Raw genomic sequence first — 21,068 nt, forward strand, 5'->3', positions numbered from 1 at the left:
ATCAACCAACACGGCGATGTTCTTGCGTAACTGAAGAACGTTTGTAAAACAACGATGCATGGAAGAGTGTAGATTGCTGTTCTAACTCCGCAATGTAATTTTGCACCACTCTTTGAAAATAGCGATATGAAATAAGAGCAGGAATTGCAATAAGCATTCCAACCGCTGTCGTGATCAAGGCTTTTGAAATACCAGGAATCATTAAGCTTGGGCTACCTGCCGAACCAAAATCAATCACAAGAAAAGACTCAATAATCCCTACAACCGTTCCAAGTAACCCAAGTAAAGGTGCAATAGCACTTAAAGTTCCCAAGAAGTTAATATTTTTTTCTAAATAAGAAATTTCTTGAGAAGCCATTGCTTCCATTTGAGCCCGAGCAAATTGCTCTCCATGCTCCTGATGCTCAAAACCAGCTTTTAGAATATTTCCTAATGCTGTGCTTGGGGCATCAGTATCTTGCTCTAAATTCGTGATGATATGAGAAATATCTGCACTACCATCACTCATCAGTGCTTTAGGCAAAACTTGTGAACGTCTTAAACGTATAAAACGCTCAATACTAATAGCGACTGTTAAAATTGAACACAAAATTAAAGGCAGCATTAACCAGCCGCCCGCTTTCACAAGTTCCCACATATTTTCTTCCCCAAGAATATAAATTAGAAATATATGACCTAACTTAGAATTAATCTGGTAAACAAATATTCAAAATACCATCTAACTCATCGAGTGAATGATAATGAATAACAAGTTTACCTTTACCTTTCTGGTTATGATCAATTTTAACATTGGCACCAAATCGTTCAGAGAGTTTCTGTGTCAATTGCTCGATATCTGGTGCAACAGGAGTTTTTTCCTTTTCCTGTTTAGGTTCGTTCCAATCACGAACCAACTGCTCAGTCTGACGAACAGATAATCCTTTTTCGATAACAATGTTGGCAACTTCAAGTTGCTCTTTACCTTTTAAGGTCAGGATCGCACGAGCATGGCCCATATCAAGCTGACCTTGTTGCATAAATTCTTTAATGTCATCAGCCAAACTCAATAGACGCAACAAGTTACTGACCGTTGTTCTCGCCTTACCTACAGTATCGGCAATTTCCTGATGACTTAAACCAAACTCATCATGAAAACGTTGCAATGCCAAGGCTTGATCAATTGGGTTTAAATCTTGACGTTGGATATTCTCAATAAGCGCTAAAGCAATCGCGACTTGGTCATTTAAATCACGAACAATTGCTGGAATTTCAGTTAAACCAGCAATTTGTGCTGCACGCCAACGACGCTCACCTGCAATAATTTCGTAAGGATGAGCTTCATCATCTACAGGACGAATAACGATTGGTTGCATCACCCCATGTTTTTCAATAGAAGATGCCAACTCTTGCAAATCATGCTCATGAATAAAACGACGTGGCTGATATTCACCTCGTTTCAACAAATTCACATCAATTTGCTTTAACTGCCCGTGATCAAGTGCTTGAGCTTCTAGTTGTAATTTTTCTTTTTGAATTGAACCAAGTAATGCATCTAAACCACGCCCTTTCGCCAATCCGCGTTTTTTGATGCTCATACTTTACTTCCTTTCTTCACTTTACTTTTCTTTAACATCTCAGCTGCAAGATTTAAGTATGCAACTGCACCCTTTGAACTCTTTTCAAAATAAATAACTGGCAAACCGTGTGCAGGCGCTTCAGCCAATCGAACGTTACGAGGAATCACGGTGTCATAAAGCTTTTTACCAAAATACTGTTCTAACTCAGCTGATACATCGCGAGTTAAAGCATTACGTGCGTCGTACATCGTACGTAAAACACCAATAATTTCTAAATCAGGATTTAATGCTTTTTGAATACGATCGATAGTTTGGGTTAAATCAGCCAAACCTTCTAATGCATAGTACTCACATTGCATAGGAATGATTACACTATCTACGGCAGCTAAGGCATTTACCGTAATTAAACTTAAGCTAGGTGCACAGTCAACAATAATGTAGTCAAAAGAATTTCTAACTTCGTTCAGAGCATTCTTTAAAATAAACTCACGACCTTCTTGTTCGGCAATTGCCAGTTCAACACCTGAAAGCTCACGGTTTGAACCCAAAACTTTATATCCAACCTCTGCCTTTTGAATTGCAGTTTCAATTGGCACTTCACCCAATAAAACATCAGTGATTGAGTAAAGTAGATCATTCTTTTGAATACCAGACCCCATCGTGGCATTACCTTGTGAATCTATATCAACAAGTAACACACGTTTTTTCAATACAGCAAGTGATGCTGCAAGATTTACTGCAGTCGTTGTTTTACCAACACCACCCTTTTGGTTTGCAATCGCAATAATTTGAGCCATGGTAACCCTAATACTTTTTATTTAAATTCGTTGAAGTAAAAGTAAATGACGTTGTTCATCAAGTCTTGGTACATGCAGTTCAATCACTTTACATGAAAATTCCTGCTTAAGCTCTTCCATTTCTTCAACTGGAATCAGTCCTTTCATCGCAGCAATTATACTCTGCTCATGCAAATATGGACGCGCAGCATCAACAAAATCAGTTAACGATGCAAATGCACGACTTGTAATCACATCAAATTGGCCAAGCTCATCAATTGTATCTTGATTTTCAACGCGTGTTTGCACTGCTACTACGTTTTTAAGCTTAAGGTCAGCAATAAACTGTTTCAAAAAACGAATTTTCTTACCATTTGAATCAAGCAATACGCATGAGCGTTCTGGCTGACATAATGCAATGATCATGCCTGGCATACCGCCACCTGTACCTACATCAAGTAAACGGCCTGCTGGCAAATCTTTCAAAATACTTAGGCTATCTAACAAATGCTTCACTAACATTTCTTTCGGATCACGAATCGCTGTTAGATTATAAGCTTTGTTCCAAAGTACCAAAGCATCTTGATACTTCAACAATAATGTCAAAGCTTCATCGCTAAGCGACAAACCTAATTTTTGACTACCCTGTTGTAACTCTTGAAAAAATGGATGCATAAACAGATAACATCTAAGTAAAATTTAAAACAAAGTATACCCATTTATGCATCGTGGAACACTATTTAACGATTAGCGATTACGCAGTTAATCGTAGAAGCCTTCACGAATTTGCAAATCTAGCTCCATTAGGCGCTCTGGCGTCCCCACATCTACCCATGCACCCTTAAGCTTTTCAGCAGATACCTTTTGATTTTGCATCGCTTGCTTTAATAGTGGAGCTAAAGGACGTTTACCATGTTCCAATCCATCAAAAAGCTTAGGATGGATAACAGATACACCACTAAAAGTAAGGCTCTCACCCTTCACATCTTGATCGAATGTAAAAGCGCGCCCATCCAATAATGTAAAGTCGCCGTCAGGATGTTGTTTAGGATTATCAACTAACACAAGATGAGCCAAATCATCATTTAGCTTAATATCGCGTAGAGCTTCAAAATCCATTGTGGTCCATACATCTCCATTCACCAGAATAAAAGGATCTGTTCCAAGCAGTGGCAAAGCATTAATAATTCCGCCAGCTGTTTCTAGCCCTTCTTCTTCTCGTGTCCAACGAATGTCCACACCAAATTGAGAGCCATCTCCCAAGCTACTGATGAGTTTGTCTGCTAACCACGCAGAATTGATGACGATTTCAGTCACACCCATATTTTTAAGTTTTTCAATATGCCACACAATAAGTGGTTTACCGCCGACCTCAAGCAGAGGCTTTGGTGTATATAGCGTGAGTGGACGCATACGATTGCCTAAGCCAGCAGCAAGAATCATTGCTTTCATTATGCTGCTACCTCATAGGGACCATATTTCTCGATAAATTTAGGCATTACTATGTTATTTATAAATACCATAAACTCGTCAAGTTCAGTGTAACCGCGGCTCTCTTCAAGCAAATACCACATGACTCGCGGCAAGTCTTTTAAGTATCCAGACTTACCATCTCGCTCAAACAAACGGACAAAAATTCCCAAAATTTTGATATGGCGTTGAATTGCCATTAAATCGGCATCACGCTTAAATTGCTCAAAAGTTCGGTTTTGTTTAGCAGAGACTGGTAAAAGCTCATAGAAAACTTTGAACCATTGATAAACACGCTCAGCGTTCCACTGCACATATGCATCACGTGTAATCGAGATTAAATCATAAGTATCAGCACCAATAACTGCGTCTTGGAAGTCGATTACTCCCAATTCCTCTTCATTGGTAATTTTCATTAAATTACGACTATGAAAATCACGATGCACAATAACTTGAGGCTGAGCCAATGCTGCATGAGCTAAGAAATCAAATGCATCATCAATAGTTTTCTTCTGCTCAGCCGTTGGATGAATTCCAAGTGATGGTAACATCCAATCTGTTAGCAGCTGCATTTCAGACACAAGCTTTTCATAAGAATAAACTGGGAAATGATCAGTACCATTAATTGATTGCAAATGAGTGAGCTGCTTAAAGCTTTGTTCGTAGTATTGATCAACTGTTGCATCATTCAATAATGTCGACAACAGTACATCACCAAAGTCTTCCAACAACAGAAAACCTTGTGTTAAATCTTTTGCAACAATCTGAGGTACTCGAACCCCATGACCCGCAAAAAATTCGTCAATGGTTACAAACGGAACACAGTCTTCTTTTTCAGGAGGCGCATCCATAAGCATATACGTTTTATTTTGTAACTGGATGCGAGCATAACGACGAAAGCTGGCATCCCCTGCTAAATAAGCGATCTGAAATTGATCATTTTCAAGAACAGATGTAAGCCATGTATGTATCAATTGTTCACGTTGTGTATTCATTTGCAATAAAATCTAAAACAAGCTGAGATTTTTGAAGGGTTAAGTGTAGCCACTTATAAACTTTTTCTCTATGATGCGACAATAATTAATTGTGAATTAGCATACTTGGTTAATGAGACAATGAAGCATCAGTTTAAATTTAATCCTTTAGCGACCGCTATTTTTACGCTCTTATGTGGCTCCATACAATCAAGTTATGCTGAGTCAGCTGGTGTTGTCTCCAACATAGACAATAATCAACTTAAGGCGAGTATTAAAGAAGCCTATCCAGGGCAGGAATTCTTTCAACAATATTATGTTGATAAATCTGCACCTGAGGCGCAGTTGCGCAATAATAAATATTTGAGTTCGGCATTTTGCCAAGGAACTTGGATTACACCCATCAACCCTGAAACTAAAGCATTAGATGCAGATAAGGCTACATCGGTTGTAACTGCCGATTACGGTCATTACAACCCTGCTGGTGATTCTGAGCTAGAAGGAAACGTAGTAATAGACCAAGAAGGTCGTACTGTTCGTGCCGATAAAGTCACCATCGATAAAACTCAAACATTTGCCCACGCCCAAGGCCGAGTACAGTTAGCTCAAGGGGGCTTACTCTCTCAAAGTGATGAAATTAATTATAATTTAAAGACTCAAACGGGCGATTTAAATAATAGTTTTTATATTTCTGAACAACAACATGCGCATGGTCACGCAGGGAAAATCGAAAGAACATCTCCAAATGTAATGGTTCTTAATGATGCAAGCTATACCACTTGTCCACCAGGTCAAAAACCTGCTTGGAAAATTCAGGCTAATAAAATTGAGCTGAATCAGGAAACTGGTCGAGGCGTCACTCGCAATGCAAAGATCTATGTTAAAGATGTTCCAGTTATAGCAGTCCCATACTTTAACTTCCCAATTGATGACCGTCGAACTACAGGTATTCTTAACCCTCAGTTTGGTTTCTCGGGTTTCTCAAATAGTGGTGGTGGCGGTGAACTTTCTGTTCCAATTTATTTAAATCTTGCACCTAATTATGATGCAACGATTACTCCACGATATCTATCAGAACGTGGAGCTATGCTCAAAGGTGAATTTCGCTATTTAACGGATGGATTTGGTGCAGGGGTAATATCAGGCGGTATTCTTCCATCTGATAAAGAATATAACGATAAAGACCGTAAAGATTTTAATTTCCTCCACAATTGGAATATTAATGATCAATGGTCTACCAACCTTGAATATCACTATGCATCTGATAAAGATTATTTTGCAGACTTAGACAGCAGTCCGAACTCTAAAACTGATGTAAATCTTCGTAGAGCTTGGGAGCTGAACTACCAGCATGGCATTCCAGGTTTAAAAGCTCAGCTTAAAGTTGAGGACTTCCAGACACTAGACCCTTCAGTTTTGGATGCAAACAAACCTTATGCCCGTTTACCACAGTTCTTATTAAACTATGTCACAGGTAACCCACAAGGTTTACAATACGAATTTAATAACGATACGGCATACTTCAAAAAATCAATTAATGATGGTTCTGCTCAGGAAAGTAGTGGTACGCGTATTTATAACCAGTTCGCAACACGTTATAACTATCGTACACCAGCGGCTTTCGTTATCCCTGAAGTGTCTGTACGTTCTATTCAGACTTTCTATGACAAAGACAGTATTGCCTCACAAGACTTAGATGCTAGTTCAGAATCCAAATCAGTTGTTGTACCCCAGTTTACTTTAGATACAGGTCTGACATTTGAGCGCGATGGTAAATATCTCCAAACCATTACACCTCGTGCTTTTTACGCTTATGCTCCTTATAAAAATCAGAACAGTTATCCAAACTTTGACTCAACTTCAGCATCGGTTAATTACGATCAATTATTTAACCCTTACCGCTTCTATGGACATGACCGCCTTGAAGACAACAATTTCTTATCATTGGGTGTAAGTTATAGTTTATTTGATACGGTGGGCTTAGAACGTTTACGTGCAAGTGTAGGCCAAAGCTATTATTTTGAAGATCGACGTGTAACTCTACAAAATCAACCCGATGCATTTGATACTGAACGCAATACAGGACCAGTTGTAAGCTTAACAAGCCAACTCAACCAGAACTTTACTATTGGAGCAAATTCAGCATGGATGTCAAACGGTGATAACGCTCAGCGAGACTTCCAAGTTTACTATACAGGTGACAAAGGCAACCTATACAACTTAGGTTACTTCTATCGCAAAAATATTCCTGGTCGTCAAGAAACTTATGATCAAGTTGTTGCATCCTTTATACAACCAATCAAAGACAACTGGCGTATTATGGGTCTTGTTCAATATGACATGGACAATGATGTGGCTCGTGAGCTGTTATTAGGTGTTAACTATGAATCATGTTGCTGGGGTATCTCAGTCTATGGCCGTTCTTACTATAACGACCTAGATGATCCAAAATCTCCTAATGTTAACGAGAAACGCGCGATTATGGCTGAAATTACGCTTAAAGGTTTAGGTGGTTTAAACAATAAACTCGCGTCTATACTTGAAAATCGCGTTTTAGGTTTTAACAAAATTAATCAATCTTGGACACAACGTTAATGAAGGCAAAGCATCTTAAACAGTTTTTTAAAGCAACAACCCTTGCTGTATTAATATCTTCATCAATGCATAGTTTTGCCCAACCCACTGATGAAGTTGTGGCAATTGTGGACAATAGCGTAATTTTGAAAAGTGACCTTGAACAAGGAATGGCAGAAGCTGCTCACGAATTGCAAGCACAAAAAAAAGACGTACCACCTCAACAATACCTACAATTTCAGGTTTTAGATCAACTCATCTTACGTCAAGCTCAACTTGAACAAGTAAAACGTTATGGCATTAAACCTGATGAGAAAAGTCTAAACGAGGCAGTACTAAAAGTAGCAAGTCAATCTGGCAGTAAAAGTCTAGAAGCATTTCAACAAAAGTTAGATGCAATTGCTCCAGGAACATATGAAAACTTACGAGGCCGTATTGCTGAAGATTTAGCAATTAATCGCCTACGCCAGCAACAAGTGATGTCTCGTATTAAAATTAGTGACCAAGATGTCGACAATTTTTTAAAGTCACCACAAGGACAAGCTGCCCTAGGTAATCAGGCTCACGTGATTCATATGCGAATCGCAGGAGACAACCCTCAAGAAGTTCAGAATGTAGCCAAAGAAGTTCGCTCAAAGCTTGCTCAAAGCAATGATTTAAATGCTCTCAAAAAGCTTTCCACTGCGACTGTAAAAGTTGAAGGTGCAGATATGGGATTCCGCCCTCTTTCTGATATTCCAGCAGAACTTGCCGCTCGTATTACTCCACTCCAAGATGGTCAAACAACTGATTTAATCTCTGTACGTGATGGTGTACATGTTCTAAAACTCTTAGAACGCAAGCAAAATGAACAAAAAGCATTGGTACCGCAATATCAAACTCGCCATATTCTTATTCAACCATCTGAAGTGGTAAGTCCTGAAAATGCGAAACAAATTATTGACAGCATTTACAAGCGATTAAAGGCGGGACAAGATTTCGCTACGCTTGCTGCAACCTATTCAAATGATACAGGTTCAGCACGTGATGGCGGTAGTTTAGGTTGGGTTACACCAGGCATGATGGTTCCTGAGTTTGACAAAAAAATGCAGGAAATTCCTGTAGGTCAAATTAGTGAGCCTTTCCAAACTCAATTTGGCTGGCATATTCTACAAGTGACAGATAAACGCGAAAAAGATATGACTCATGAATATCAAGAGCGTATGGCACGTCAAATTTTAGGTGAGCGTCAATTCAATACCGAAGTTGATAGCTGGTTACGAGAAGTACGTGCTAATGCATATGTAGAGATTAAAGACCCTAGTCTCGACAAAAAGAATCTACAAAAGTAAGTTCTTTTTGCCGCTATTAAAACCTGTGTTTATCACAGGTTTTTTTACGAATAAAATCTGGCTAATAAAAAACCGGTTATTTACATAACCGGTTTCTATAAATCAAACCCTAACGGGAATTATTTATAACGATCAACCATTTTCTCTAAAGAAATTGGGCGGATCTTATCAGCATTTCCAGCTGTACCAAATGCTTCATAACGATCAATACAAATTTGCTTCATTGAATCTACAGTTTTAGCAAAGTATTTACGTGGATCAAATTCAGCTGGGTTTTCAGCCATAAACTGACGAATTGCACCAGTAGATGCTAAACGTAAGTCTGTATCGATATTGATCTTACGTACACCATGTTTAATTGCTTCTACAAGCTGTTCAACAGGTACACCATAAGTCTCTTTAATATCACCACCGAACTCATTGATTACTTTCAACCATTCTTGTGGTACAGAGCTTGAACCGTGCATAACAAGGTGAGTATTTGGTAATGCCGCATGAATTTCTTTAATACGGTCAATTGCCAAGATATCGCCTGTAGGTGGACGAGTGAATTTGTAAGCACCATGTGAAGTACCCACAGCAATCGCTAATGCATCTACATTGGTATCAGCAACAAATTGAGTCGCTTCTTCAACAGAAGTAAGAAGTTGTGAGTGATCAAGTACACCTTCAGCACCAACACCGTCTTCTTCGCCTGCCATACCAGTTTCAAGGCTACCTAAACAGCCAATCTCACCTTCAACAGAAACACCACATGCATGTGCCAAAGCAACAACATTACGAGTTACATCAACATTGTATTCGTAAGATGTAGGTGTTTTACCATCTGTACCTAATGAACCGTCCATCATTACAGAGCTAAAGCCAAGCTGAATTGAACGTTGACAGATATCAGGGCTTGTACCATGGTCTTGGTGCATTACCACTGGAATGTGCGGCCATTCTTCAATTGCAGCCAAAATAAGATGGCGCAAGAATGGAGCGCCTGCATATTTGCGAGCTCCAGCCGATGCCTGAACAATTACAGGTGAATTGGTTGCATCCGCGGCAAGCATAATTGCACGCATTTGTTCTAAGTTATTTACGTTAAATGCTGGTACGCCGTAGTTATGTTCTGCAGCGTGATCCAAGAGCTGGCGCATTGAAATGAGTGCCATAATATCCTCCCAGGTAGTGCGGCTTATTCTACCTTGTCATTTATTTCAATTCAGCAACAAATCACAGTATTTCAAAAAAAATCCCTGCATTTGCAGGGACTTTTTAACAAAATACAACAAATTAATGAGTTTCTGAAGCAGCCGGCTCGCTAGACGCGCCACCTTCAACCACATCTGTATTCTTTTCATCTAAAACTGGCTTATCAAGCGAATCAATTGTAGCTTGCTGTTCAGGAGTTACTTTATCAGCAACTGCTGTAGAAGCAGCATCTTGCCCTGCTTTAGAAGACTCTTCTTTTTTAGCACAAGCAGTCAACATCACTGGAACAATTAACAAAGCAGCTAAGGTAAGTTTTAAATTCATCACTATTTTCCACAATTGGTGATTTAGTGCTCATTATTTTATTTCAGAAATATGACAATTTAATGACTTATCCATGAAAAAGGGGTTGAACTCAACCCCTTCTTATTTTTACATATATGTATTATGCACGTTCTAATAAAACTGCAACTGCCGGCAAAGTTTTACCTTCAACAAACTCAAGGAATGCACCACCACCAGTTGAAATATAGCCAATTTGGTCAGCAACATTATATTTATCAATCGCAGCTAGAGTATCGCCACCGCCAGCAATCGAGAATGCGTCAGATTGAGCAACTGCAAGAGAAAGTGCTTTAGTACCTTCACCAAATTGATCAACTTCAAATACGCCAACAGGACCATTCCAAAGAATCGTTTTTGATGTTGTTAAAATATTTGCAAATGCTTTAGCTGTTTCAGGACCCACATCTAAAATCATGTCATTTGCTGTTACGTCTTCAACTTTTTTAACAACTGCTTGTGCTGCTGCTAAAGAACCTAAGAAATCTTCAAAATTAATTTGAGATGCATCAGCAACAACAACATCTGTAGGAAGTGGAACACTTACTTTAGAAGCGATTTGTTTTGCCGTTTCAATCAAGTCAGCTTCGTATAAAGATTTACCAACGTTGTAACCTGCAGCTGCTAGGAAAGTATTTGCAATACCACCACCAACAATAAGTTGATCGCAAATAGTAGACAATGAGTTTAAAACATCAAGTTTTGTTGAAACTTTAGAGCCAGCAACAATAGCCACCATTGGTTTTTCAGGGGTTTGCATTGCACGGCCAAGTGCATCTAATTCAGCAGCTAATAATGGACCAGCAGCTGCAATAGGAGCAAAACGTGCCACGCCCTCTGTAGAAGCTTCTGCACGGTGAGCAGTACCGAATGCATCCATCACAAATACATCACATAAAGCAGCATACTTTTGTGCAAGCTCCGGATTATTTTTCTTTTCACCCGCGTTAAAACGAACATTTTCAAGCAAAACTACTTGGCCAGCTTGAACTTCTACACCATCAAGATAATCAGTAAATAATTTAACTTCTTGGCCTAGTGCTTCAGTTAAATATGCTGCAACTGGTGCAAGCGACTGCTCAGGCTTTGGTTCACCTTCAACAGGACGACCTAAATGCGAAAATACCATTACAGCAGCGCCTTTTTCTAAAGCAGCTTTTATTGTTGGAAGTGCTGCACGTAAACGAGCATCGCTGGTAATCACACCATTTTTAACAGGAACGTTTAAATCTTCACGAATAAGTACACGTTTACCTGCTAAGTTAAGGTCAGTCATACGCTGAAAATTCATGTAAAGCTCTCTTTATGATTTTAAAAACGCGCCAATTTTAAATGATTACATCAAAAAAGGTTAGTTTTTTTGCATAAAAGCTGTAGAAAGCCAAAGTTTTGATTATGATAGAGGTAGTAATTTAATATTTCATCCATTATGTCTATTCATCCAGATCCACAAATCAATCGTTTAAATGTTTTAGGTGAACCTTTAGCAAGCTGCTGTTTTGACCCTATTACGGGTTATTTTCGAAATGGTTTTTGCCATACAGCTGTAACAGATCTTGGGCAACATACCGTATGTGCTCAAATGACATCTGAGTTTTTAAATTTTTCGCAAAAAGTTGGCAACGATCTTATTACGCCTCTACCTGAAGCTGGTTTTCCAGGTCTACAACCAGGTGACTTCTGGTGCATTTGCGTAACTCGCTGGGTAGAAGCATATCAAGCTGGTCAAGCACCACCTGTCAAACTTCATGCCTGCCATCAAGCAGTATTAAGCTATGTCCCATTAGATGTATTAATGGAATATGCAGTGTAATGAAACACCCCCAAATTATTTTGGCATCGAGTAGTCAAACACGTAAGGATTTGATGAATCGTTTGGGAATCGAATATATCTGTATTAGCCCAGATATTGATGAGAGTCCTCGTGGTGAGACGCATGCTGATGATTTAGCAAAAAGACTAGCATTTACTAAAGCTCAGGTGATTGCTCAGAAAAATCCTCAAGCAATTGTAATTGGCTCCGATCAAGTCGCATGGCGAGAACATGCACCTCATGATTTTATTGGCAAACCATTATCGATTGAAAATGCTAAAGCCCAGTTAGCAGCGAACTCAGCCAGAACAGTTTTTTTTAGTACAGCCTTAAGCGTCCAATGTCTTGAAAAAAACTTTGAACATACTCTAGTTGAACATTATCAAGTTAAATTTCGCAATTTAACTCAGCTTGAAATCGAGAGATATGTCGATTTAGACCAACCCCTTCATTGTGCTGGAAGTTTTAAGTGTGAAAGTCTTGGCATTAGTTTATTCGAGAAAATGATAGGCCAAGATCAAACCACTCTAATGGGTTTACCCATGATTCAGCTTTGTCAGATTTTAAGACAGCTTGAACTTCAAATTCCTTAATATTTTTTAGCTTACTTATAGGTTATCTCCATGACAGAACCTTTAACCGTTCTAGGCGGCATTACTGCTGAACAGTTTTTAACAGAATATTGGCAGAAAAAACCATTACTTGTGCGTAATGCCATGCCTGAAATCATTGGCATATTAGAGCCAAATGATGTGAGAGAATTCGCTTTAGAAGATCATGTTAGTGCGCGTCTTATCCGTCAAAAAGACAAAAATCCAAATGAATGGCATGTAAAGTCCTCTCCTCTAACCAAAGGTGACTTTCAAAAATTACCAAAGTTATGGACACTCTTGGTACAAGCGGTTGATCATTACTCATTTGATCTAGCTGGTTTATGGAAGAAATTTCCTTTTATTCCCCAATGGCGTCGTGATGACATCATGGTTTCTTATGCACCTAAAGGTGGTTCAGTTGGAAAACATTTTGACTTTTATGATGTATTTCTTGTTCAAGGCCATGGTCACCGTCGTTGGCAATTAGGCCAAATGTGTGATGCAAGCACTGAACTTGTTCCTAATCAACCATTAAAGCTATTACCAGAGATCGATGTTCATTTTGATGAAGTTTTAGCACCTGGTGACTTATTATATGTCCCACCAGGATTATCACATTATGGTGTTGCCGAAGATGATTGTTTAACTTTCTCATTTGGTTTCCGTATGCCTAATGTCTCAGGCATGATCGATAGAATTAGCGATCAATTTGCGACTGATGAATTACTACAGAACCCAGTTGTGGACATTGCTCGAAAGAACATTCCTCAAGTTGGTGAAATTAATAAAGAAGAATTGGCTTATTTAAGAGAGTTAGTTTTAGCTCAGTTGCAAAACTCATCAGTACTTGATGCTGCCATCATGGCATATATGACTGAGCCTAAATATCCAGATAACATTCCTGAACCAGACGAAATCGAAATTGAAGATCTCAATGCTATTTTGTCAGAAGGTTATGAACTATTGCTTGAACCAGCTTCTCGTCTACTTTATACAGAACAAAATGGTGCTTTAAAGTTTTGGGGTAATGGAGAAGATTTACCAATTGTGGAATCTTTTGCCACTCAACTCAAAGCAATTGCAGATGGAGAAAGCATCCCTTTCAACGACCAGCTGAGCAGTTTAGATATTTTAGAGAATATTGTTCAATTATTGAATGATTCAATTCTTATGTTACTGCCACCTGCAGAATAATATCGCCTAAATACATTAAAAGGAGGAATTTATAAAATTTCTCCTTTTTTCTTTTATAAATACATGCTTAAATATACCATTCTTTAAATCTATTTTATGGCTGTATGTCTATGGTATAAATTTATTTTTCTACATCAAAAAATTATCTAGTTAATACGTCTGATTAAGACATAGAAATTTTTTCAATAAATATAAAATTCACATCTAGAGCATTATGCTTTGAACTTCTATTGCTTTTAAAAAACCCATTTTTTCCTATCAATAACAATCAATACAATGTAAAATTGTGCGTTCGTGCTTTTTATTTATACACTCGACCATTTAGGCTAAGAGCAATTTTTTTGTGTGAGGCTACTAAAATATGTCAAAAAAAGATGACATCATTACCACTGCTTTAAGACTTTTTAACTCATATAGTTATAACTCTATAGGGGTTGATCGTATCATCAGTGAGTCTGGTGTAGCAAAAATGACATTTTATAAATACTTCCCTTCAAAAGAGAAACTTATTGAAGAGTGTTTATTATTAAGAAACTCACTTTTACAGAATTCTCTGACTGCTGCTATATCTAAAGAAGATGAAAACGACCCATTGAGTCGTATCAAAGCAATTTTCTTATGGTATTCAGATTGGTTTAATAGCGAAGACTTTAATGGCTGTATGTTTCAAAAAGCTTTAGAAGAAGTATTAAAACAATACCCTTCAACACATCAACCAGCGACTTTATATAAAATATGGTTAACGCAACTCATGCAAGACCTTCTCGTCCAGCATGAAATTGAAGAGTCTCGTCCTCTGGCATTGTTATTAGTCAATATATTAGAAGGCATGACCATTCAAGCTCAGGTGGAACATGGCTCAGTAAAAATTTATGACTATTGGAAGCGTGTAGAGAAACTTATTGAATTTGAAAAAGTTGCACACTAAAAAATAAAGCGTGATATTATTCTTCTTATATTGTTGAATCTTCTTCTTATTCATCACGCTGCGTCTGAAAGTCATTCTAGTCTAGAGTTAGACGTTTTTTTTGGACTATACATCCCAAACTAGAATATACAGACCTGTCTGTACAAGATTGATTATATCCTTAAAAAGTAAAAACTCAATCTTTTTTTATTCCCCTTTTAAACATAAATCAGAATTAACTATTGATAGAGCAAAAAAGAGGATTTATTTTCTTTGACATTGTTTCATTTATACTTAACAATTACGCTTCTCACACAATGCAACACTTTTGACACAAAACAACTACAAATTATTGTTATACCTTAATAATGCTATATATTTATCAATTACACTTATAAACCTTTTCAACAAAAACAATTGGATTGATTAGTTTTGCTACATTCATTTTCATAAGATCAATCTATACTATGCCGGCCATATTGATATAGGTATAAAGTATGAAAGATGGACTCCAAATTGAAGAAATGAAAAATGCGGCTGATTCAGTCGTAGGAACATTAAAGTCTTTAGCTAACACTGACCGTTTATTAATTTTATGTCACTTAGCTCATGAGGAGTTGAATGTCTCTCAAATCGAAGAGAAAACACAAATCACCCAACCCACCCTTTCACAACAATTGATGATGCTACGTAAAAGTGATGTCGTTTCAACACGTCGTGATGGCAAACAAATTTTCTACTCCATAAAGGATGATAAGATGCACTCCATTTTAAATACGCTTTATCAGTTATACTGTATAGAATAACTGCGCTGAACTTATAAAATTATAATAATATTAATGTATTCCTGAAATATGCGATTTTTCAACTTGGTAGCTGGTAATGATCCAAGCAAAGAGGACTGAAAATTCGCGTAGTTTTTCTAACATTCAAATCTATTGAAAACAAAAATAATCTCTCTATTTCTTTTTATATCTCCCTTAACTCGTCTTAACCCTCAATAATTAAGTTTACTTATTTCCATTATTGTCTGTAATATAAGCAAAACATTATTTTAATTACTCTAGCATTCAAATTTTACTATTTTAAAAACAAATACTTAATATTATCATTTTTTATAAATATGATTAGTGAGTATAAAAAAGCTTAAGATTCACATCACTTAAGTATAAAATACTCCGCTTGTTCAACCTTTAGCCACGAATAGGTTAATAAGGCCTTTATATGCTTGAATTCTTTTCTCGATTAAGCTTAGTCACCAAAATTATTATCGCCATTATTTTAGGGATAGGCGTTGCTCTCTTATTTCCAAACGTTACGCCCTACCTAAGCTTGTTTGGTGAACTGTTCATTAAAGCATTGAAATCGGTTGCCCCTATTTTAGTCTTTGTCCTAGTTCTCTCATCGATTGCCAACTTTCAGGTTGGTCACAGTGCAAATTTACGTCCAGTCTTACTATTATATGTAGTAGGTATGTTATTAGCTGCTTTTAGTGCTGTTGTAGCAAGCTTATCTTTTCCAAGCACTTTATTTCTCAACACTGTTTCGCATAACAACTTACAAGCGCCAGGTAGTCTCGCTGATATATTAAAAAACTTGCTTTTAAGTTTTATTGCAAACCCAGTACAAGCGATTAGCGAAGCAAACTTTATTGGTATTCTTGCATGGGCGATTGGTCTCGGTTTAGCAATGCGCCACAGCTCAGATACCACTAAACAAGTAATGCATGATGTTTCACATGCAGTGAGCGCGATTATTCATAAAGTGATTGCATTTGCTCCGGTGGGTATTTTTGGTTTAGTGGCAGTAACTTTTGCCGATGCTGGTTTAGCAACGCTTGAAAGCTATGCACAATTATTAGCTGTTCTACTAGGAACAATGCTTTTTGTTGCCCTTGTAGTTAATCCAATTTTGGTGGGTTTAACAATTCGTGGTAACCCATACCCACTTGTTTTTAAATGCTTAAAAGAAAGTGGTATTACCGCATTCTTCACCCGCAGCTCAGCAGCTAACATTCCAGTTAATCTCGATTTAGCTGAACGTTTAGGTGTTAACCCATCTACTGCAAGCGTTTCTATTCCTTTAGGTGCTACTGTTAACATGGCTGGTGCAGCTGTTACGATTACTGTGCTTACCTTGGCAACTGTCCATACTTTAGGAATTCATGTTGATTTAGCAACTATGATTATTTTATCTGTAGTCGCTACAGTTTCAGCATGTGGAGCATCTGGGGTTGCAGGTGGTTCATTACTTTTAATTCCAGTCGCTTGTAGTTTATTTGGTATTTCATCAGAAATTGCGATGCAAGTTGTTGCAGTGGGTATGATTATTAGTGTATTACAAGATTCAACGGAAACGGCTCTTAACTCATCTACCGATGTTTTATTTACAGCCGCAGTTGATATTCGCTCAAAACAAAAATCTTAGAGAACATGCCATTTCAACGTTTACCAAACTGGTTCCAAGTTGGTGCCTTTTTACTGGCTATAAATGCCGGAATGATTAATGTATTAGGGCTAATCACCCTTTTACATCAGTCAGTTTCGCATATGACAGGTAATGTCAGTATGCTAGCGATGAGTTTGGTAAACTGGCAATTTGAACACATCATATATTTAGTACTTGTTATACTGTGTTACGTATGTGGATCATTTTATAGCGGCTTTATTTTAGGTAATAGCCATTTTAAATTAGGCCGTCGATATGGCCTTCCTTTAAGCCTCGTTGCTCTCTTCATTTTCCTTTGCTGGTTATTACTGCCTTATTTTCCTAAATATGGATTATTATGGGCCTGTGTCGCTATGGGGTTACAAAATGCCATGGTTAGCCATTATAAAGGAACCATTATCAGAACCACTCATTTATCGGGTGTCTTAACAGACCTTGGTCTTGCGCTTGGTTATATGGCACGTGGTTTAAAAGTTGAAAACCGTCGTATAATTTTACATCTACTTATTTTTTCAGGTTTTCTTATTGGTGGTATAATTGCTGCTTCAGTTCACCCCTACTTAAAATTGCAATCATTTTTGCTTCCAGCAATTTTAAGCTTAACTCTCAGTATTTCGTATTGGGCCGTTTATTTTCATAGTTCTTCCTCTTCAGATTCGGATTAAGTCATGGTTAAAAATGCCTTACAAGCTCAGTTACTCAAAGCCGGTTTAGTTGACAATAAAAAAGCAAAAAAACTCACCAAGCAAGCTCAGCATGAACAGCGTACTGGTCAAAGTAATGAAGCAGAAATCAAAGCAAATATTGAAAAAGCTCAAAAAGAGAAGCAAGCAAAAGACCAAGCTTTGAATCTAGAAAAGCAGCAGCAACTCGAAGAAAAAGCATTAAAGGCTTCAATCATTCAAATGATTAAGCAACATAAAATTGCAGATTTTGCTGGAGATGTTGCATATCAATTTATTGATGAAAATAAAATTAAAAAAGTATACCTATCTCAGCAAGTCTACAATGCACTTGTAACAGGTAGTTTAGTCATTGCAAAAGATCAAGATCAATACGCGTATCTACCAAAGGCTTTGGCTGAAAAAATTGATCAAAAAATGCAAGGCTTTATTTTAATTAATAATGCAGAGAAAAATGAACAAACTACCGATGAAGAAGATCCATATGCAGCATATGTAATTCCAGATGACTTAATGTGGTAATTATTATGAGAGCCTTTATCAATATTGAGATAAAGGCTCATGCTGCTTAGCAGTAAATATCAATATTTTATCATTTATTAAAAAAACTTATAAAAATTACATTCTGGGCAAATTCATTCACCACTTCATCTATTATTATCGATATAATGAATAAAACATTTTGTCTTTACCATGCCTCTTAGGCTTTTCCCGATTCCAAATTTATGTCTTGTCTAAATCATGTCAGTTTTAGCCAAAGATATACAACATAGACTTTGACGTGTACCCACACACCCAACAGATCAACATCTTTATCAGGTTTGATCTAACTGACTTTATTGCAAATTAAATTGCGAAATTTTAATAAAGTAGCTGATGTATAAAGGTAGTCATTCATGCTGAAGTGGTTTGAAAAACTTGTAGATCCTTATCCAACCAAAGGTCTGGATGAGCCCTTACCAACTCGCTTTTTCCCATTTGTTTGGCAAGCTACTGAGGGTGTACGCCCATATTTACTATTACTGATTATTTGTACAGCTGGTGCAGCTAGCTTTGAAGCCTTACTTTTTTCAAAAATTGGACAATTAGTAGATTGGCTTAGTAATAGCCAGCCTGAAAGTTTTTTAAGCCAACATGCGTCCAATATCCTTATTTTAATTAGTGTTTTATTCGCCAATATTTTATTTGTTAATATTCAATCTGTTATAAAACACCAAATTTTATATAGCACTTTCCCAATGCGCTTACGCTGGCGCTTCCACAACCTTTTATTAAAGCAAAGCCTAGACTTTTTCCATAATGATTTTGCGGGACGCCTTTCAGCAAAGGTGATGCAAACAGCATTAGCTATACGCGAGTTTTGGATAATTTTGGGTGATATGTTGGCTTACGTCAGCATTTACTTTATTACCGTTAGTATTGTTCTGGGTGCAATTTCACCAACTTTACTTATTCCCCTTATGGTTTGGTTGGGACTATTTTTATTAAGTGCTTGGTTCTTTATTCCACGTTTAAGCAAAGTTTCACAGCAACAAGCTGACGCTCGTGCCGTGATGACTGGCCGTGTAACTGATGCTTATACAAATATTCAAACAGTTAAATTATTTGCACATGCTGGTCGTGAAAGCCAGTATGCAAAAGCGTCAATGAAAGAGTTTATGTCAACAGTCTATGCGCAAATGCGTTTAGGTACTCTTTTTGAAGTCAGCATTAATTTACTCTCTGCTGTTTTATTTGTAGGTGTAATTGGTACTGCAGTTTGGCTATGGACACAAGGCTTAGCAGCATTAGGTGTAATTGCGGCGACTACCGCCATGATTTTAAAACTGAATAGCATGGCTGAGTTTATGATGTGGCATATGTCAGCTTTATTTGAGAATGTTGGGACTATTCAAGATGGTATGCAAACTCTTGGTAAGAAAATCAATATTCAAGACAAACCAGATGCAAAACCACTTACAGTAAAGCAAGGTGAAATCGTATTTAAAGATGTTACCTTTGCCTATAACAATAAAAATGTCATCGATCACTTTAACCTACATATTAAAGCGGGTGAAAAGATTGGTATCGTTGGCCGTTCAGGTGCAGGAAAATCTACCCTCATTCAATTACTTTTACACTTTTACCATCTTAAAGAAGGTGCAATTTTAATTGATGGGCAAAATATTGAAGATGTTACCCAAGATAGTTTGAGAGCGAATATTGCTTTAGTTACTCAAGATACCTCTCTACTACATCGCTCAGTTGCTGAAAACATTAAATATGGCCGTCCGGATGCAACCGATCTAGACATGCAAAGCGCAGTACATAAAGCAAGGGCAGCCGACTTTATTCCCCAACTTGTCGACTTAAAAGGTCGTTCTGGCTATGACGCACAGGTTGGTGAGCGTGGTGTTAAACTTTCAGGCGGTCAAAGACAACGTATCGCTATTGCACGTGTTTTCTTAAAAGATGCACCAATTTTAATATTAGATGAAGCAACAAGTGCATTAGACTCAGAAGTTGAAGCAGCTATTCAGTCTAGTTTAAATGACCTGATGGTAGATAAAACAGTTATTGCAATTGCTCACCGTTTGTCTACCATTGCTCAAATGGACCGTTTAATTGTTCTTGATGAAGGTAAAATTGCAGAGCAAGGCACCCATGAAGAATTAATTGCCAAAGATGGTATATATGCACAATTATGGAAACGTCAAACTGGCGGTTTTCTTATTGAGCAAAAAGTAGTACAGGGTCAGGATTAATGCTTTATTTAGAAGATTTAAAAATTGGTGATCGTTTTATCAGTCGTGAATATGAAATTACACTAGATGAAATCAAACAATTTGCAAGCCACTATGACCCTCAGCCTTTCCATACAGATGAAGAGCTAGCCAAAGAAGATCCCATTTTTAAAGGTATTGCTGCCAGTGGGTGGCACACCTCTGCAATTACGATGCGCTTATGGACTGAATGTATGCCAATTCATGGTGGACTAGTGGGTTCGGAGTCGAGTCTACGTTGGCCTCGTCCAACCCGTCCAGGTGACCGTATTCATGTTGAAGCTGAAATTTCCGCGATTACACCATCCAAAACAAAATTGGATCGTGGTATTGTAAGTTACGTTACGCAAGCCTTAAATCAGCATGGGGATGTTTTACTTATTTCAACGACAAAAATCGTTGTCTTTAAAAAGAATGTTTAACGAATCGTTGATATGATTGTCTAACA

At 37.6% G+C, this 21,068-nt stretch carries 21 protein-coding genes; 12 read left to right on the forward strand and 9 right to left on the reverse strand.

The window, feature by feature from the left end; translation table 11 throughout:
- Position 1: 1 nt before the first annotated feature.
- From AC1PJ9_RS15585 to AC1PJ9_RS15610, 6 genes are all read right to left on the reverse strand, one after another.
- On the reverse strand, positions 2-637 hold the full coding sequence (locus AC1PJ9_RS15585; RefSeq protein WP_263613586.1) for a MotA/TolQ/ExbB proton channel family protein: 636 nt from the start codon (positions 635-637) through the stop codon (positions 2-4).
- A 49-nt stretch (positions 638-686) separates the two neighbouring features.
- Positions 687-1,574: a ParB/RepB/Spo0J family partition protein gene (locus AC1PJ9_RS15590; protein ID WP_263613585.1), complete on the reverse strand. Its 888-nt coding sequence runs from the start codon at positions 1,572-1,574 to the stop codon at positions 687-689.
- Positions 1,571-2,353, reverse strand: coding sequence for a ParA family protein (locus tag AC1PJ9_RS15595; RefSeq protein WP_263613584.1), 783 nt, complete (start codon positions 2,351-2,353; stop codon positions 1,571-1,573). Before AC1PJ9_RS15595 ends, AC1PJ9_RS15590 begins: the two co-directional genes overlap by 4 nt.
- Before the next feature lie 21 nt (positions 2,354-2,374).
- A complete protein-coding gene (gene rsmG / locus AC1PJ9_RS15600) occupies positions 2,375-3,007 on the reverse strand; it encodes a 16S rRNA (guanine(527)-N(7))-methyltransferase RsmG (RefSeq protein WP_032007248.1) in 633 nt (210 codons plus the stop codon).
- An 87-nt stretch (positions 3,008-3,094) separates the two neighbouring features.
- Positions 3,095-3,784, reverse strand: coding sequence for an N-acetylmuramate alpha-1-phosphate uridylyltransferase MurU (murU, locus tag AC1PJ9_RS15605; protein ID WP_311087773.1), 690 nt, complete (start codon positions 3,782-3,784; stop codon positions 3,095-3,097).
- A complete protein-coding gene (locus AC1PJ9_RS15610) occupies positions 3,784-4,797 on the reverse strand; it encodes an aminoglycoside phosphotransferase family protein (protein ID WP_263613582.1) in 1,014 nt (337 codons plus the stop codon). The genes murU and AC1PJ9_RS15610 overlap by 1 nt, the downstream gene beginning before the upstream one ends.
- A 120-nt stretch (positions 4,798-4,917) precedes the next feature.
- Between AC1PJ9_RS15610 and AC1PJ9_RS15615 the strand changes: the two genes are divergently transcribed.
- On the forward strand, positions 4,918-7,371 hold the full coding sequence (locus AC1PJ9_RS15615) for an LPS-assembly protein LptD (protein WP_263613581.1): 2,454 nt from the start codon (positions 4,918-4,920) through the stop codon (positions 7,369-7,371).
- Complete coding sequence (locus AC1PJ9_RS15620; protein ID WP_263613580.1) at positions 7,371-8,681, forward strand: peptidylprolyl isomerase; 1,311 nt, start codon at positions 7,371-7,373, stop codon at positions 8,679-8,681. Before AC1PJ9_RS15615 ends, AC1PJ9_RS15620 begins: the two co-directional genes overlap by 1 nt.
- Positions 8,682-8,800: 119 nt before the next feature.
- Here AC1PJ9_RS15620 and fba read toward each other — a convergent pair whose 3' ends face one another.
- From fba to AC1PJ9_RS15635, 3 genes are all read right to left on the reverse strand, one after another.
- Positions 8,801-9,838, reverse strand: a complete 1,038-nt coding sequence (gene fba / locus AC1PJ9_RS15625; protein ID WP_002121428.1) for a class II fructose-bisphosphate aldolase — start codon at positions 9,836-9,838, stop codon at positions 8,801-8,803.
- A gap of 121 nt (positions 9,839-9,959) precedes the next feature.
- Positions 9,960-10,202, reverse strand: a complete 243-nt coding sequence (locus tag AC1PJ9_RS15630) for a hypothetical protein (RefSeq protein ID WP_263613579.1) — start codon at positions 10,200-10,202, stop codon at positions 9,960-9,962.
- 121 nt (positions 10,203-10,323) lie between these two features.
- Positions 10,324-11,511 (reverse strand): phosphoglycerate kinase, encoded by a 1,188-nt coding sequence (locus tag AC1PJ9_RS15635; RefSeq protein ID WP_311087774.1) that lies wholly within the window; start codon positions 11,509-11,511, stop codon positions 10,324-10,326.
- 138 nt (positions 11,512-11,649) lie between these two features.
- On the opposite strand from AC1PJ9_RS15635, the gene AC1PJ9_RS15640 reads away from it, so the two are divergent.
- From AC1PJ9_RS15640 to AC1PJ9_RS15685, 10 genes are all read left to right on the forward strand, one after another.
- Complete coding sequence (locus AC1PJ9_RS15640; protein ID WP_209833207.1) at positions 11,650-12,033, forward strand: DUF2237 family protein; 384 nt, start codon at positions 11,650-11,652, stop codon at positions 12,031-12,033.
- The gene (locus AC1PJ9_RS15645; protein ID WP_311087775.1) at positions 12,033-12,626 is read left to right on the forward strand and encodes a Maf family protein; all 594 of its coding nucleotides are present in this window, start codon (positions 12,033-12,035) and stop codon (positions 12,624-12,626) included. The genes AC1PJ9_RS15640 and AC1PJ9_RS15645 overlap by 1 nt, the downstream gene beginning before the upstream one ends.
- Positions 12,627-12,656: 30 nt before the next feature.
- Positions 12,657-13,820: a ribosomal protein uL16 3-hydroxylase gene (locus AC1PJ9_RS15650; protein WP_311087776.1), complete on the forward strand. Its 1,164-nt coding sequence runs from the start codon at positions 12,657-12,659 to the stop codon at positions 13,818-13,820.
- Between the two features lie 361 nt (positions 13,821-14,181).
- Positions 14,182-14,748 carry a TetR/AcrR family transcriptional regulator gene (locus tag AC1PJ9_RS15655; protein ID WP_263613575.1) on the forward strand — a complete coding sequence of 189 codons (567 nt, stop codon included), beginning with the start codon at positions 14,182-14,184 and terminating at the stop codon, positions 14,746-14,748.
- A gap of 476 nt (positions 14,749-15,224) precedes the next feature.
- A complete protein-coding gene (locus tag AC1PJ9_RS15660) occupies positions 15,225-15,533 on the forward strand; it encodes an ArsR/SmtB family transcription factor (protein WP_263613574.1) in 309 nt (102 codons plus the stop codon).
- 418 nt (positions 15,534-15,951) lie between these two features.
- Positions 15,952-17,154, forward strand: a complete 1,203-nt coding sequence (sstT, locus tag AC1PJ9_RS15665; RefSeq protein ID WP_311071359.1) for a serine/threonine transporter SstT — start codon at positions 15,952-15,954, stop codon at positions 17,152-17,154.
- Positions 17,155-17,159: 5 nt separating this feature from the next.
- Positions 17,160-17,840 carry a YoaK family protein gene (locus tag AC1PJ9_RS15670; protein WP_200001960.1) on the forward strand — a complete coding sequence of 227 codons (681 nt, stop codon included), beginning with the start codon at positions 17,160-17,162 and terminating at the stop codon, positions 17,838-17,840.
- Between the two features lie 3 nt (positions 17,841-17,843).
- A complete protein-coding gene (locus tag AC1PJ9_RS15675) occupies positions 17,844-18,380 on the forward strand; it encodes a DUF2058 domain-containing protein (RefSeq protein ID WP_263613572.1) in 537 nt (178 codons plus the stop codon).
- A 374-nt stretch (positions 18,381-18,754) separates the two neighbouring features.
- The gene (locus AC1PJ9_RS15680; RefSeq protein WP_311087777.1) at positions 18,755-20,602 is read left to right on the forward strand and encodes an ABC transporter ATP-binding protein; all 1,848 of its coding nucleotides are present in this window, start codon (positions 18,755-18,757) and stop codon (positions 20,600-20,602) included.
- Positions 20,602-21,042, forward strand: coding sequence for a MaoC family dehydratase (locus AC1PJ9_RS15685; protein ID WP_000966086.1), 441 nt, complete (start codon positions 20,602-20,604; stop codon positions 21,040-21,042). Before AC1PJ9_RS15680 ends, AC1PJ9_RS15685 begins: the two co-directional genes overlap by 1 nt.
- Positions 21,043-21,068 lie beyond the last annotated feature (26 nt).

It is taken from the genome of Acinetobacter sp. 70_2 (assembly GCF_056736115.1).

What these genes read in the sequence shown, in the direction of transcription:
- sstT (WP_311071359.1), top strand. Translation starts at nt 15,952, where the DNA reads ATGCTTGAATTCTTTTCTCGATTAAGCTTAGTCACCAAAATTATTATC.
- AC1PJ9_RS15650 (WP_311087776.1), top strand. Translation starts at nt 12,657, where the DNA reads ATGACAGAACCTTTAACCGTTCTAGGCGGCATTACTGCTGAACAGTTT.
- AC1PJ9_RS15620 (WP_263613580.1), top strand. Translation starts at nt 7,371, where the DNA reads ATGAAGGCAAAGCATCTTAAACAGTTTTTTAAAGCAACAACCCTTGCT.
- AC1PJ9_RS15635 (WP_311087774.1), bottom strand. Translation starts at nt 11,511, where the DNA reads ATGAATTTTCAGCGTATGACTGACCTTAACTTAGCAGGTAAACGTGTA.
- AC1PJ9_RS15685 (WP_000966086.1), top strand. Translation starts at nt 20,602, where the DNA reads ATGCTTTATTTAGAAGATTTAAAAATTGGTGATCGTTTTATCAGTCGT.
- AC1PJ9_RS15660 (WP_263613574.1), top strand. Translation starts at nt 15,225, where the DNA reads ATGAAAGATGGACTCCAAATTGAAGAAATGAAAAATGCGGCTGATTCA.
- AC1PJ9_RS15655 (WP_263613575.1), top strand. Translation starts at nt 14,182, where the DNA reads ATGTCAAAAAAAGATGACATCATTACCACTGCTTTAAGACTTTTTAAC.
- AC1PJ9_RS15680 (WP_311087777.1), top strand. Translation starts at nt 18,755, where the DNA reads ATGCTGAAGTGGTTTGAAAAACTTGTAGATCCTTATCCAACCAAAGGT.
- murU (WP_311087773.1), bottom strand. Translation starts at nt 3,784, where the DNA reads ATGAAAGCAATGATTCTTGCTGCTGGCTTAGGCAATCGTATGCGTCCA.
- AC1PJ9_RS15595 (WP_263613584.1), bottom strand. Translation starts at nt 2,353, where the DNA reads ATGGCTCAAATTATTGCGATTGCAAACCAAAAGGGTGGTGTTGGTAAA.
- AC1PJ9_RS15640 (WP_209833207.1), top strand. Translation starts at nt 11,650, where the DNA reads ATGTCTATTCATCCAGATCCACAAATCAATCGTTTAAATGTTTTAGGT.
- fba (WP_002121428.1), bottom strand. Translation starts at nt 9,838, where the DNA reads ATGGCACTCATTTCAATGCGCCAGCTCTTGGATCACGCTGCAGAACAT.
- AC1PJ9_RS15645 (WP_311087775.1), top strand. Translation starts at nt 12,033, where the DNA reads ATGAAACACCCCCAAATTATTTTGGCATCGAGTAGTCAAACACGTAAG.
- AC1PJ9_RS15675 (WP_263613572.1), top strand. Translation starts at nt 17,844, where the DNA reads ATGGTTAAAAATGCCTTACAAGCTCAGTTACTCAAAGCCGGTTTAGTT.
- AC1PJ9_RS15610 (WP_263613582.1), bottom strand. Translation starts at nt 4,797, where the DNA reads ATGAATACACAACGTGAACAATTGATACATACATGGCTTACATCTGTT.
- AC1PJ9_RS15590 (WP_263613585.1), bottom strand. Translation starts at nt 1,574, where the DNA reads ATGAGCATCAAAAAACGCGGATTGGCGAAAGGGCGTGGTTTAGATGCA.
- AC1PJ9_RS15670 (WP_200001960.1), top strand. Translation starts at nt 17,160, where the DNA reads ATGCCATTTCAACGTTTACCAAACTGGTTCCAAGTTGGTGCCTTTTTA.
- AC1PJ9_RS15630 (WP_263613579.1), bottom strand. Translation starts at nt 10,202, where the DNA reads ATGAATTTAAAACTTACCTTAGCTGCTTTGTTAATTGTTCCAGTGATG.
- rsmG (WP_032007248.1), bottom strand. Translation starts at nt 3,007, where the DNA reads ATGCATCCATTTTTTCAAGAGTTACAACAGGGTAGTCAAAAATTAGGT.
- AC1PJ9_RS15585 (WP_263613586.1), bottom strand. Translation starts at nt 637, where the DNA reads ATGTGGGAACTTGTGAAAGCGGGCGGCTGGTTAATGCTGCCTTTAATT.
- AC1PJ9_RS15615 (WP_263613581.1), top strand. Translation starts at nt 4,918, where the DNA reads ATGAAGCATCAGTTTAAATTTAATCCTTTAGCGACCGCTATTTTTACG.